At 45.1% G+C, this 13201-nt stretch carries 14 protein-coding genes; all 14 read right to left on the bottom strand.

Annotated features, from left to right (window positions below; translation table 11 throughout):
* Positions 1 to 34: 34 nt before the first annotated feature.
* Complete coding sequence (locus ACX9NY_RS06480) at positions 35 to 1351, bottom strand: hemolysin family protein (protein WP_339234336.1); 1317 nt, start codon at positions 1349 to 1351, stop codon at positions 35 to 37.
* A 372-nt stretch (positions 1352 to 1723) separates the two neighbouring features.
* Entirely contained in the window at positions 1724 to 3310 is a 1587-nt protein-coding gene (locus ACX9NY_RS06475) for a sigma-70 family RNA polymerase sigma factor (RefSeq protein ID WP_472477657.1), read from the bottom strand.
* 223 nt (positions 3311 to 3533) lie between these two features.
* Positions 3534 to 3995, bottom strand: coding sequence for a spore coat protein GerQ (gene gerQ, locus ACX9NY_RS06470; protein WP_445252831.1), 462 nt, complete (start codon positions 3993 to 3995; stop codon positions 3534 to 3536).
* A gap of 99 nt (positions 3996 to 4094) precedes the next feature.
* On the bottom strand, positions 4095 to 4517 hold the full coding sequence (locus ACX9NY_RS06465; protein ID WP_278294688.1) for a cell wall hydrolase: 423 nt from the start codon (positions 4515 to 4517) through the stop codon (positions 4095 to 4097).
* 160 nt (positions 4518 to 4677) lie between these two features.
* Complete coding sequence (locus ACX9NY_RS06460; RefSeq protein WP_472477655.1) at positions 4678 to 6363, bottom strand: hypothetical protein; 1686 nt, start codon at positions 6361 to 6363, stop codon at positions 4678 to 4680.
* Between the two features lie 204 nt (positions 6364 to 6567).
* Positions 6568 to 7317: a glucose 1-dehydrogenase gene (locus ACX9NY_RS06455; protein WP_342570239.1), complete on the bottom strand. Its 750-nt coding sequence runs from the start codon at positions 7315 to 7317 to the stop codon at positions 6568 to 6570.
* Positions 7318 to 7464: 147 nt separating this feature from the next.
* On the bottom strand, positions 7465 to 7857 hold the full coding sequence (locus ACX9NY_RS06450) for a DUF2500 domain-containing protein (RefSeq protein WP_472477653.1): 393 nt from the start codon (positions 7855 to 7857) through the stop codon (positions 7465 to 7467).
* Positions 7858 to 8212: 355 nt separating this feature from the next.
* On the bottom strand, positions 8213 to 9352 hold the full coding sequence (locus tag ACX9NY_RS06445) for a collagen-like protein (protein ID WP_339255771.1): 1140 nt from the start codon (positions 9350 to 9352) through the stop codon (positions 8213 to 8215).
* Positions 9353 to 9663: 311 nt separating this feature from the next.
* A complete protein-coding gene (locus tag ACX9NY_RS06440; protein ID WP_472477650.1) occupies positions 9664 to 10257 on the bottom strand; it encodes a C39 family peptidase in 594 nt (197 codons plus the stop codon).
* Between the two features lie 41 nt (positions 10258 to 10298).
* Complete coding sequence (locus ACX9NY_RS06435; RefSeq protein ID WP_472477648.1) at positions 10299 to 10841, bottom strand: GNAT family N-acetyltransferase; 543 nt, start codon at positions 10839 to 10841, stop codon at positions 10299 to 10301.
* 43 nt (positions 10842 to 10884) lie between these two features.
* Complete coding sequence (locus tag ACX9NY_RS06430) at positions 10885 to 11379, bottom strand: AAA family ATPase (protein WP_472477646.1); 495 nt, start codon at positions 11377 to 11379, stop codon at positions 10885 to 10887.
* A gap of 34 nt (positions 11380 to 11413) precedes the next feature.
* A complete protein-coding gene (locus ACX9NY_RS06425; RefSeq protein WP_472477644.1) occupies positions 11414 to 11956 on the bottom strand; it encodes a GNAT family N-acetyltransferase in 543 nt (180 codons plus the stop codon).
* A gap of 28 nt (positions 11957 to 11984) precedes the next feature.
* Positions 11985 to 12731, bottom strand: a complete 747-nt coding sequence (locus tag ACX9NY_RS06420) for a class I SAM-dependent methyltransferase (RefSeq protein ID WP_472477642.1) — start codon at positions 12729 to 12731, stop codon at positions 11985 to 11987.
* A 34-nt stretch (positions 12732 to 12765) separates the two neighbouring features.
* Positions 12766 to 13188, bottom strand: coding sequence for an NUDIX hydrolase (locus ACX9NY_RS06415; protein ID WP_472477640.1), 423 nt, complete (start codon positions 13186 to 13188; stop codon positions 12766 to 12768).
* Between the last annotated feature and the right edge of the window lie 13 nt (positions 13189 to 13201).

The raw sequence follows: 13201 nt of genomic DNA, 5'->3' as shown, positions 1-13201 counted from the left end.
CCATACAGCTTCATTTGTTCGAATTTCGATCTGGCTAAGCGCCTTCTTCTTCAACCAACAGTTCCAGCTTAATCACATTCACTCGGGAAATCCGCTTATGCTCTGTCTCTTGAATGACAAATACATAACCTCCATACTCAACCGATTGACCGACCTCAGGTGGAATGGCATCCACTCTGGAGTATAGCCAACCTCCGATGGTATCGTAATCGGCACGGTCCATCTCCAGTCCGAATCGTTCACTGACTTCTTCAATCAGCATCATGCCATCAATGGAGTATTCCATCTCATCCACTTGCTCAATGGCAGGACGCTCCTGGTCGAATTCATCCTGAATCTCGCCTACGATCTCTTCCATGATATCTTCAAGTGTGACAAGCCCGGAGGTTCCCCCGTATTCATCAATCAGAATCGCAATCTGCGTTTTGCTACGCTGCATACGCTTAAGCAGATCACTGATCAGGGTGGTATCTGGCACAGCCAGGATAGGCCGGATCACGGAGATGGTATCCGTAAGTTGGGATCGCATCAGATCCTTAATGTGAATAAAGCCGATAATATGATCCTTGTCTCCGTTATATACCGGATACCTTGTTCGCATACTCTCACTGGCAATCTCCAGATTTTCCAGCATGGACTGATTGGCATTCAGACAGATCATTTCCGTCCGCGGAATCATAATTTCACGGGCGGTTGTATCCGTAAAATCAAATATATTATCAACAAGTGCTAATTCAGTATTATCAATTAAACCGCTCTTATTGCTTTCTTTCATGAGAATACGTAATTCATCTTCACTATGCGCGTCGTCCATCTCGGAAGCGGGTGCCATTCGGAAAAGTCTCAACAAGCCATTAGCCATACCGTTCAGTGCCCATATGAATGGATACATTAACTTGTAGAAGAACGTTAGCAAGGCTGCAGACCACAGCGTGATCGTTTCAGACTTTCGAATCGCCATCGTCTTGGGAGCTAGTTCCCCCAGTACAATATGCAGGATTGTAATAATTACAAATGCAATGGCAATAGAGATTCCATGAACGTAGACGGGTCCTAGTCCAAATGCGGTAAACATGGGCTCTAACAAGTGTGCAATTGCGGGTTCTCCCAACCATCCAAGTCCCAGTGAAGCGAGCGTTATACCTAATTGGCAAGCTGATAGATATGCATCCATATTACGTATGATATTGGAAGCATATATTGCATTTTTGTTGCCTGTTTCCACCAAAGTCTCAATCCGGCTTCCACGAACTTTCACCATCGCGAATTCCGCCGACACAAAGAAACCATTCATCAATACAAGTAAACCAATTAATACTAAATTTAAAATACTCGGTAAGGGGTCACTCAAATTTTCATCCTATTCGCCGTCATTCTTCGGCAAATAGGTCCACCTCCTTCGAAAATGTAGGATATTAGCCATTCTGCCGTTCATATGCAATTTCAACTTCCCAATGCTTCCACCTCCACCTTGTTCTGTCGAATAACAAAGATATGCTTCTTTTATTATATAATTCTACACTACACAGTCAATCCGTGTCCTATGACAACGAAATGGCACAATCGCCTTTTTTCTTTAACAAAAGTAATGATTACGCTGTTTTTTTTAACATTTCACATACAATCATCTAACCAAACCAAAGAGAGCACCCTCGCTCATGCTTCCGCATGGCTGGATACTCTCTTTTACAATACTGTTCTTTCCCCAGATTCTATCCACTAATTACGATGTAGACTCAATCTCCACTACAGTCTCAGAGGCAGGATTCCAGCGCCAGCTGGGCTGTTTCCCACTTGCATTATGCAATCCACCGATCCAGAATTCATCCTGTTTCAGCAGTGCCCAATCGACTTCTCCATTCAAAACCTGAATTCCGAGTTCCGTTAGCGACAGGACTCCTTCACGGAATGTTTCATCATGTTGCTTGAAATTAGGGAAAGTTGTTGCTCCAATCATATGAAGCAGAGCATGAGGGCCTTCTGTCATCCGCCTCAGATGTGCCCAGTATTCAAGATCACCCATCCCAAGAATATGCAGCTTGTCCCCTACCTCGCGAAACAAAGGATATGGACGATCTACTCCCGCTCTAACGGTCTCCAGGGTCGTCTGTTCAATGACTCCAAGACCATTGGATACCGACGGTACACGGGACAAATGCGCCTTAAAGGCAGCTTTTGCGAAGGGTAGCGCAGAAGTATCTGCCTGTAAATAATCCAGATGATTCCGTATATCCGTTGACGTATAGGCTTCCCAGAACTGTGCACCTGCTTGTAGCTCCTTTTTCTCAATCAGATGCCAACTCCCGGACAACCGTTCGATCTGCGAGGAAGTAAGCTGACCCAATCCCCTAAAGTGCTCAATCTCTGGATACGAGTCAATACAGAGCAGGTTCAGCTTCGTATTCTGGAGCGCTTGTCCGTTGAAATAATGTAACAGGTAAGATAACATCGTCTGGTCATAGAGATCGTATTCAAACCATAAGACAATCTCCTTATATTGTTGAAACGAATGCAACTTGCGTTCAAGTTCCTCAATCTGCAAGTATTCCGTCTGTGGAATGCCCAATTGCCGTTCCAATACGGATGCCCGATTCTTCCGCTCTTCTGCGTCTCCCATATCTTGGACTACCGGTCCAAACGTATATAATTCTCTCCATACGAGGATATCCCCCTCGATTCCACTCTCTTTTAAACGATTGGCAGCGTGGTCCCCATTCATAATGTGTAACAATCCTTTTCCTCCTTCATATAAATCATTGAACATCGAGGCGAGATCTCTCACAGGCATAGAGCGCTTGAGTTTGGATCGGGCATCGAACAGTCTTTTCTTTAATGCAGGTACGTTGACCCCGAGGAAATCCGATATTTCCTTGAGCGAGTATCCTTCCAAATAAAACAGTTCAACAGCTATCCGCATCGATGATGGAAGTATTGCAATAGAATCACGCAGCGTACGATTCATTTCGTTTTGCACCGCTTGTTTTTCCGGATTATGCGCCTGATCCTCCTCTTCATGGAAAACATGCTCCAACTCCTGAACGGGAATCATGGTATGCTGCTTGCGTCGTAGCCAGCGATAACACTGCCTCTCTACGATTACCTTGAACCACCCCGGGAAGGCCTCTGGGTCCTCCAGTTTGGACAGACTGCCAAAGGCCTCCGTAAAGGCCTCCTGCACAACATCTTCTGCCCAGAATGCTTCCCCCAGCCGGTGATGGGCTACAGTAAGAGCCATTCCGCGATATTGCGCCATCAGTTGCGCATAAGCTTCGGGTTCGCCCTTCATTGCTCCTTCAATCCATGACTTCAATGCTATGGACTCCCTTCATATAGGCATGTTGCTTGTTCTGTTCATATATAAGTGCCATCTTTTTATCAAAAGGTTACGTCTGACTCAATTATTTTTGTAACGATTTCGCTTAAATGCTTATGTAAAAAGCCGTCCCGTCCGCGGATCATCTCCACATTCGGGACAGCATAATAAATCAGGATGTGTTAGACATATCCAATCAATTGAAACGAAGAACCACCAATTAGAATCTGCTCGGAGCTTGTGGGTAATTGCCTACCACGCCCGGATATTGATACAACAATGGCTCATCAAATGTAGCATAGTCGAAATTGACCATCAACAGCATGATCCGTCTTCCAGTCTTCGGGTCGCTGATAATAATATGGTCACGGCCCGCTGCCTCAATAATACCTTGGAATATGCGAGCATTCCATTCTTTGTTGCCTTCATATGTCATGTAGAACGTGCCGTACTTCCCGAGATTCAGACGCAGAATATTTTCAATGTACGATTGCTCAAATTGAGGAGCCGTTGTCGTAACCACAGCACCCGAGGGAGTCATTGGACTTCCGCTGGATACGAGTGGCGGTACACTAGTTGAGCTAGGGGATACCATTCCTGGCGTTGGTGACATGCTAGGCATGCCGTTACCAATTTTGTAAGATGTACCTTGAACCTGAGAGTTGGCTTGTTGACCCAACACAGAATTCGCTTGCTGGCCCAATACGGAATTCGCTTGCTGACCCATAGTTTGAGTCGTAGGTTGATACGGTTGATTAATCATAGTGATTCCTCCCCAAATTTAATAGACTTCCGGACAGTCGTCGCCTGTCGGACTGAAGAAACAATGTGCTTTGAAACGTCCTGTATTTTGCTGGTTATACCACGTATCCGGACAGTCGCCCACAGGTCGGAAAAACCACAATGAATTGCTGGCTGGCCAAAACCGTTCTCCATTAATTACACGTTGTGCCAGACGAATCTCGGATTGTCTCGCCCGTTGGTAAAAGTAACCCTTCTGTGTTGACTCGAAGCCTCCGGGGTTCTGAAATACCATGCGGTTGATGTCACGAATATCTTTGAAGTCCAGACAATCCACCAGCACCCGGTTCACACCTACATTACCTACAAGCAGCATGCCTTGTTCGCCGTCACCTTCAGCCTCCGCCCTCAGCAGCCTAGCCAGCAGCTTGACGTCCTCTGAGTTGGCTTTAATAACAGCCATAGTCTGTTTCCTCCTTTGTTTCAGCTGTTCATCACCGTACATCGTATTGTGCAGGAGCCCATTCGGTGACACGATTCCATCTTTTTTCCATAAAAAAAAGCCCGGAACCCCACCCAAGGTGAAGTCCCGAAGCAATTCGTTTCTTATAATACTCGCCGGTTTAAGGCTTGGCTTCAATCCAATAATCATAGGCATGTACAATGTTGCCTTGGTAAGCCTGATGCTCAGCCAGCAGATCCGGAAGCTTGGCGAGCTGAAGTTCCATTTCCGCCGCCCCTTTCTCATAAAAAGAAATATGCTGACCTTCATGGTTCTGCTTCATTTCTACCGAAATCATTAACCTTTTGCCCAGACGATCTGCAATCTCCATCTCCTGACTCACAACAGCAGCAATGCCATTGGACCCTTCTGCCTGATTACGGAATGCCATCATCGACACATGATCAAGTGTATCAATCATAAACTCTGTCACAGACATGTCTTTTCCCGGCAACGGGAAGGTATCCAGCCATACAGCAAGGTCTGCACTTGTTTCGAGATCACTGTCCTTCTTCGTTTCTTCCTGGAAAAATGTAATGTTGGCTGCCCATTCGGTCAACAGGGTGTCCCGATTATTCTCCCATTCCGGCAAAGTGTAAGGTTCAATATCCAGATGGATACCTTCAAATCGTTCATCCGGCTCGGATTCCGCATTATAGTTTTTCACATAATCAATCAGGCGCTGAATGCGTGGACGGTTTTCCTTTTTGCCCCAGATCGGATGTCCGCCCATGGCATGGATTTCAATGCCCTGTGCATTGGCCCGTTTTACAAAACTGCGGTAACTCGAATACGGTTGATCCAGATCTAAACGAACATACAACCAGTTAATATTTTGCGCTCTGGCAAACTCTAGTATGTGCTCTCCCCCGTCATTCGTCACCTGAGAGGCCTCCCAGATATACGTCCCCCGAATCTCGGGCTGATTGGCTGGAATCTCCGGTAATGGCAGTTCTGACGGCTCCAGTTGTCCCCAGTATACGATGTCATGTACAGCAGAACCGGCGTATGAAGTATGTTCACTGAATGCGGAGGCAACTTCTTCAATAACGCTTTCCAGCTGCGCTGCACCTTTACCGGCAAAAGTCGTGAATTCCTCGCCAGGCATTGGTTTGGTGTTCAACCCAACCGTGACACTCACATTGCTGGCGTCGGCCCAGTTCATTTCCTGTTCAATTAAACGTATGATACCGTTGTTTCCTTGTGCGTTATCACGGTAAGCGAGTAAAGTGACATGATCCACTTGTTCGATGAACCAACGTGACAATGGTTCGTTATCTGCATCCTCCGAAACTCTATTCCCTGTGATAGTATAGGAATCCAGCCAAAATGGCAGGTCCATATTCACGGCAACCGCGCCATTCTGTCTCACTTGCTCAAATAACAGATTCATATTGGCCACCCAGGATTGTACCAGTGGCTTGGCATCTTCTTGCCAAGCTGATAACACATAGGGCTTGATATCCAGATGTATGGCATCAAATTGCTCGTTGGGCTCAGCAGCCTGATTGTAGTCACTTACCCAGGACGCTAATCTGAGCATGGGGCCTTCACGGCCACTGACTGCCCAGGATGGATCGCCTCCTAGCGCTTCAACCGCGATACCTGCACGGCTGGCTTTGGCTATAAACGTCTGGTATACCTCCTTGGACAGCGTCATGTCTACATTTACGTATAGCCTGTTTATCTTATGTCTAGCTGCATTGGCCAACAGCTCATCTCCGTTGCTAACAGACTGTGCCTGCCATACCCAGGCCGCCCGTATATCCGCGCCGTCAGCTTCAGCAGGTGACTCATTCCCTATCATTATCATCCCTCCGATCAGCAGTAACAGCCAAAATACCTTCCGGGATTGTTTCCCGAACATATACTCCCTCCATTCCTCTACGGTTGTAAAATCACATTTATTATAGCAACCGAGTTATCAAAAACAAATAAGCCCAAGTGCTTAACTTGGGCTTATTACTCTTAAGTTGGTATAGTGGCGGGCTCGCCCTGATCGATCCCGGTTCTAGTCCTCATATATCATTTTTCGGGTCATGCCTCCATCAATAACGAGGTTGGTCCCTGTGACAAAGGTATTGCTTGGATCAGATAAATATAGACAAGCACGGGAGATATCCGAAGGAACACCCACTCGACCGGATGGATGCTGTTCATGATCCTCCTTCTTCAATTTCTCCACGTCACCCGTCTCAATCCATCCCGGACTGATACAATTGACCCGAATTTGGTCTTTACCCAGTGAGACCGCCAGCGCATGCGTGAGAGCTACTATCGCTCCTTTGGATGCGGCATAAGCTTCGGTATCCGGCTCAGACATCAGTGCACGTGTAGAAGCCATGTTGATAATGGCACCCCCGTGCTCATTGCTTTTCATATGTTTGGCTGCTTCCCGACTTGCCAAAAAGCAACTTCTCACATTCGTATTGAGTACATCGTCCCATTCTTCCAGCGTTAGCTCATAGGGGGACTTCCATTTGGCGAGTCCTGCATTATTCACCAACACATCAATTTGATTGAACTCTTCCACGGTTGTGCGAAAAAGGTTCGTAATGTCCCGCTCACTCCGAACATCACATTGGACAAAAATGGCTTCTCCACCTTCATTACGAATGGAAGCCGCAGCTGCCGCACCCTCCGCTTCCTGGTAGTCAGCAAGTACAACTTTGGCACCGGCGACCGCGTAAGCCTCAGCCACACTCCGTCCAATTCCCTGTGCCGCACCGGTTACAACAACAACCTGATCTGTAAATGACATGTTCATTGCCTCCTCTATGGTAATGATCCTTTGATCATAATCTCAGTATGCCTCTTCTTATATAAATACACGTTAAAGCCATTAAGAAACGCTTGTCCAGCAAAAAATCAAAAAAAGCTCACGCCATCCTGGCGCAAGCTGCTTAGTTTAACCCCGTAGGCGTTCGGAATACACACGATTATATCGGTCGAAGCCTACATAACGCGTTCCTTTGAACGAGAGCCGTCCTTCGTCTCCCTCAGCACACAAACCATACTCTTCGCCATTAACTTTGAATTCGAGTCGATCTCCACTCTCCACTTCAAAGGTGACGTAGTATAACGTTCGTGCTGTACTGCCTGGTTCAGATTGCGTCTGGCTCAACTTCATCCGTCTGCTGGTGATTCGTGAAGGCACGGTCAACAGCGGCTCCGAGTTGTTGCGTCCCCACCTCCATACCTCTTTTCCCATCGACAGAAGGACTATACCTATAATCAGAACAAATACAACCGGAAAGACGGTTCCAAACAAATCAAACATCCAGGATGATTCAATGCCCATGTCTCTCCCTCCGTTCATACAACTTAGGACAGCCGGAGTCTTGACCCGTCTCCTGTAATGTATATGCGGACGGACACGGAACTTGTTAACCCGATTAAATATTTGAACAATTAAATCAAAGAAGGAGTGAATGAATAGGTATGCTTCATTGAAGAACTCTTGTCCGCTACCTGCTACCGAAACAGGGCTAATATTATTTTTTGGTCTTCAAATCTAATTAATATGTACAACATCAGCCCCAACGGAGATAACAGCCTGAGTAAAGCACTGAGATCTCCGTTCAAGCACACCAATGTTACATTGGGGATGCCTATTTAATAAAGCAAAGTACACTTAGCCAGGGCTGATAACGGACTCATGCTAATTGTGTGATCACAAGATGTGCCGATACAGGTCTTGTTCCGCCCGCAAGTGGCGTAATTGTTAACGCAGTAGAATTACCAGCCGGGTTTCGAACGGTCAGAATAGAATTAATCACGGTTGTCTGTACCAAGGCCATACCCACAATCTGAGAAGTACCCGTAGCTCGCCCAACTACTGTAGGGGCCAAATCTGCCCCATTGAGGGTCAAGATTAATTGACCCGCTTCATTGATGCTCACTTGGAACAAAATCTGATACGTACCAATGGCTGCCAGATTGAATGAACTAGGCCCCGTGCGGGCGATAGTTGTTCCACTTGTTGGCCCATCCTGAGGAAAGCTTACATCCGTACCGGGAGCAACCGTTGCAGCATTATCAGGTGGCATCAGTGCGAAAAAGTCAGCGAATCCCAGCACGCTTCCGGCTGCTCCGGTCGCTCCTGTAGATCCTGTTGCCCCAGCGGGACCAGCTACTCCTGTCGCGCCCACTGCTCCAGCAGGGCCTACCGCTCCTGTTGCACCAGCTGTGCCTGCAGCTCCAGCAGGGCCTGTTGCTCCTGTTGCACCGGCTGGTCCTGCCGGGCCTACTGCTCCAGCAGGGCCTGCCACTCCTGCTGCACCGGCTGTGCCTGCCGGGCCCGTTGCTCCTGTCGCACCCGTCGGCCCAACAGCTCCAGGGGGACCAGGAAAACCTTGAGCTCCAATTGCACCGGCAGGCCCAGGATTACCTTGCGGACCCTGTGGCCCTACAGCCCCTGCTTCTCCCGGAATGCCCTGGGCTCCCATGGGGCCAGCAGGTCCGACCGGACCTTGAGAGCCTACGGCTCCAGCAGGACCAGGCTGTCCCTGAGGTCCTTGTGGTCCAGGCGGCCCTCCCGCTGGTCCTTGAGCTCCAGGTGGCCCTTCTACCCCTTGTTTACCTGGAATACCCTGTACACCCTGCACGCCTTGTATCCCTTGCGGTCCTGTTGGACCAACGACAGTAGGGGTAGATATATTCACTTCTGGAGGCGGACATTTTACGTGAACGAACTTCTTAACCACTTTCAATCGGCGTTCTTTTCTTTTAAGTTTACACGGATATAATGTTGCCTTTTTTCTCTTCATTCGTTTCTTCACTTCTGAATGACTCACCGTGTGGACACCTCCCTATGGACATAGTTTAACGTACGTATGTAGATAAATAGATGCGTGGACGAACAACCAATTAATTAAAAAGCTAAGCCTGATTTACAAGAAAAACTATAAATTCCGTAGCAATTGCCTATACGTTTTATCTATATTTCATAACCAGCGATTAAAGCGAACTTGTTTACGTGAGTAGATTTGTTCACAGAAAAACTCATGCCAATTGGGCATGAGTTTCATGTTTTAACCCTGCAGATTTTTCGAATAATGCCAATTCGTTCGTTCAAAGTAAATTCCTTTCCCTCGAGTGGGCCTTCTTAAGTCTTCTTCGGATGTACGACGATATATGAGTTCTGACAAAAGGGCAACCATGACCTCCATACCGTGTTGAGTTCATTGATGCTGATTTTTCGGTTGTAATACTCTTCATCACAATTAACCTTGTGATCTAACGATTCTGCCAAGTAAAAATGCGTTTCATCATAACCAACAACGGGAACAAAATGCAAGTAACGTTGTTTGGCATGGACTTTAATAAATAAAATAACAGGCACCCCTTGGCTGATCTGTTGCTTCAACGTATTCACATTACCACGTAAGTACATTGCCTGGTATCCTAGCTTTCTGAAAAAAACAACAACCGCTTTCGGATATACGGTTCCATCCAGTAATTTGCGAGGATAGGATTCATAAAGCTTATTTCCGTTGGACTCCAAACCGAAATGTCTCAAGACGAACGCACTGGAAAATGCAGCACATTCATTATTCTTTTGCATATCCAGTTGATTGGAAGATTGAATGTAATATGTACTTGGCACGTTGACGCTGTTCATGCGATCTTTCTTGGGAAAACTGAAATAGATAGATATCACCCAGAGGATGATCAACCAAAGTAATACATTGAGAAACAATCCGTGCCCTCCTTCGCTTAGCAGACGATATACTCTACCGTTTAAGTATCCCATTCACCAGATAACAGACTATAAGTCAATATATTCTCATAATGATCGTAAACCCATTGAGCTTCTCGCGATATACCCTCATTAGTAAATCCGATTTTCTCAGGTATGGCTCTGCTTTTAAAATTGTTTTCTGCACATTGAATGATTCCACGATTTAACTTCAACTCGTTGAAGAGATATTGAAGCAATTGTTCTATCGATTTGGTAATAATTCCTTTACCTTGTGCTGACTCAGCTAAAAAATATCCAATGCTCGTTGCTCTATTGTTCCAATCAATATAGTGCAACCCTATCATCCCGACCAATTGTCCATTAAACCATATTCCGGAATCAAAACCGTTTCGCTCTTCATAATTACGTGTCCATAACTCTATTATAGAATCTAAATCTTGGGGCGATTGCCGTTTATCAACCCAGAGTAACCACGTTCTCAAGTGCTTTCTATTCTCATCTATTAATGCATACAACACATCTCGATCTTGAGATTCGATCAGCTTTAATACAATAGATTCATTTACTTGAAAAGGTAACATCTGTTCCTCCCACTCAATCTAACTATAAGGTTATTTTAGGTGTTCATTCCTCGCACCAGTTTTTTAGAACCCATTCTTTGATCTGTTCAGCTACTTCCTCTGCTGTAAGTTCTGCCGTTTCGATTTTTTGCATGGGTGGGTCAAATGCAGTTTCCGAATTCTGGAGTAGCCAATTTGCAAAATTCTTGTGATCTTCGATCGAGTTCTCATCCCACCCACGAGCTCTTAAACGCGTCTCGCGAGTAACGTCGTCACAATGCAAATTCATATATAGAATCTGATCGAATCGATCGATGTAGTCGGACGATGCAATGTTTTCCGGCACCATCGTTCCGCATAAAACGGTTCCTCGTCCACTTAGGGATATGCTATACGCAATCCTCAACCAATTCTCTTTGGCAATCTGCCAATCCACATTATTGATGATATCCATATTAAAGACGTCAAATTCGGGAAGCAGCTTGCGAACAAGAGATGAGATCGTTGTTTTTCCTGTTCCACTTGCGCCTGTCACTATAAATAAAGGTAATTTTCTCATAACTAGCTCCTTTAAACACATACATTTTAATTAATTACGTTCTCCATTGATCTGCTTTCAAGCCATAGATAATTCTGTTTAGATAAACACCGTTAATATATTCGTAATCTCTTAATTCACCCTCATGTTGAAAGCCTAATTTTTCAGGAATTGCGCGGCTTTTGAAATTATCTGTCGCTACGCCAATTTCAACCTTATTTAATTCAAGTTCATTAAAAGCGTAATCAATTAGCATTTTAATCGATTTTGTAATAAGTCCTCTACCTTCATATTCCTTACCTAGCCAATATCCTATTTCAGTTTTCTTGTTTTCTTGATCAATGTATAAGTAGCCAATAGAACCAGCAAGCTCGTCTTCACACCAGATTCCTAGCCAATAACCATCATCTTCAGCATATCGTATACGTGTTCTCTTGATGAAGGATCTTGAATCATCTTCTGTTAATGTCATATTGGGGAACTTCAACCATGCTCCTATATGATCCCTGTTACGATCAATCAAATCATATAATTGGGGTGCATCTTTCATTGCCAAAAGCGATACATAGGTAGCTGTATCCATTTGATATTTAAACATAGTCCACTCTCCGATTCATTTCATTTAATTATCGTTTCCTCGCTTTGATCACAAAAGTTACAGGTAACACCTTCGCTCTTTTAAGGAGATTATCGCTATTATCATGTAATTGCATGATATCCTCATCGGATTCCTCGATCATGTGTTCAATGACAAATCCCGCTTTTGCCAACGCATTGATATAGGTTGATATTTGACGATCCGCTAAAGTTAGTTCACCCTGAACAAAGTCAGGAGATACCGCATACCACGATTCATCAGAATATGGCTTATTGAAGACAAATCTATCGTTTTCTTCAACGACACATCTATGAATTGGATGAGACCAACTGAAAATAAAAATGCCATCTTTCTTTAAATAAGAAGCGATTCTGCTGAAAGTACCTTGAAGATCAGTGGTCCAACCGATGGCATAAATTGAATACACAGCGTCAAAATAATTCGTAGGAATTCCACATTCCTCTTCCATGGGTGAACATATCAATGTTGCCGAAATACCGTGTGTCCTCAAGTGTTGTTGTGTCTTTTCTATCTGTTTCTCTGATATATCCATACCCCACAGTTCACCAGCATTGTGATCCCCATGATACTGCAAGGATTGGCCATCTCCACAGCCCACCTCTAACATTTTTAATCCTGAGACATCCCCAAATAGTTGGTGTTTTTCTTCTGATATGAATGCTCCATAATGCGGAAGCACGATTGCTCTCAAATAGTCATTCCCTCTCGTATCCCAATAGAAGCTGTTTGTTTCATAAACACTGTTCTTGTTCATCTGTTAGCCTCCTTTATACACTACACCCAGAACATCACTTGTTACCTTCGTTGAAATATGTAATCTCATGGCCATTAAGTAAGCTTTTAAAGCCGCTCTTGTAGTACGGCATGAGCTCATCTGCCTGTGTAATATCCAACCATGCCATCTCAGAGATTTCATCTGGTCTTGATATCCCTTCTCCCCCTCCGACAATTTCTGCTCTGAATGTTATAAAAATCGCATGTTCCTGTATTTCTTCAAATTTACACTCGTTGATTGCTACAATACCGTGCACGCTAACATCAAGTCCCGTTTCTTCTTGGGCTTCCCGGATTGCTGCTTGTTCCCATGATTCACCAGCTTCAACAGCTCCGCCAGGCAGTGACCAGCTTGAACGCCCTACATTCCTTACTGCAAGCACTTTAGTCTTGGATGGATTGGTTAGTAGTGTATATACTACATCGACTCGTTTCATTGATTGAACTTCC

This window comes from Paenibacillus sp. CB74 (assembly GCF_055687625.1).
This window is presented reverse-complemented; position numbering and strand designations above follow the sequence as displayed.

Bases quoted from the DNA above. Each gene is read 5' to 3' on its own strand.
- ACX9NY_RS06465 (WP_278294688.1), bottom strand. From the start codon at position 4,517: ATGGCTGTTATTAAAGCCAACTCAGAGGACGTCAAGCTGCTGGCTAGG.
- ACX9NY_RS06460 (WP_472477655.1), bottom strand. From the start codon at position 6,363: ATGATAGGGAATGAGTCACCTGCTGAAGCTGACGGCGCGGATATACGG.
- ACX9NY_RS06455 (WP_342570239.1), bottom strand. From the start codon at position 7,317: ATGTCATTTACAGATCAGGTTGTTGTTGTAACCGGTGCGGCACAGGGA.
- ACX9NY_RS06450 (WP_472477653.1), bottom strand. From the start codon at position 7,857: ATGGGCATTGAATCATCCTGGATGTTTGATTTGTTTGGAACCGTCTTT.
- ACX9NY_RS06435 (WP_472477648.1), bottom strand. From the start codon at position 10,841: ATGTTACCTTTTCAAGTAAATGAATCTATTGTATTAAAGCTGATCGAA.
- ACX9NY_RS06430 (WP_472477646.1), bottom strand. From the start codon at position 11,379: ATGAGAAAATTACCTTTATTTATAGTGACAGGCGCAAGTGGAACAGGA.
- ACX9NY_RS06425 (WP_472477644.1), bottom strand. From the start codon at position 11,956: ATGTTTAAATATCAAATGGATACAGCTACCTATGTATCGCTTTTGGCA.
- ACX9NY_RS06420 (WP_472477642.1), bottom strand. From the start codon at position 12,731: ATGAACAAGAACAGTGTTTATGAAACAAACAGCTTCTATTGGGATACG.
- ACX9NY_RS06415 (WP_472477640.1), bottom strand. From the start codon at position 13,188: ATGAAACGAGTCGATGTAGTATATACACTACTAACCAATCCATCCAAG.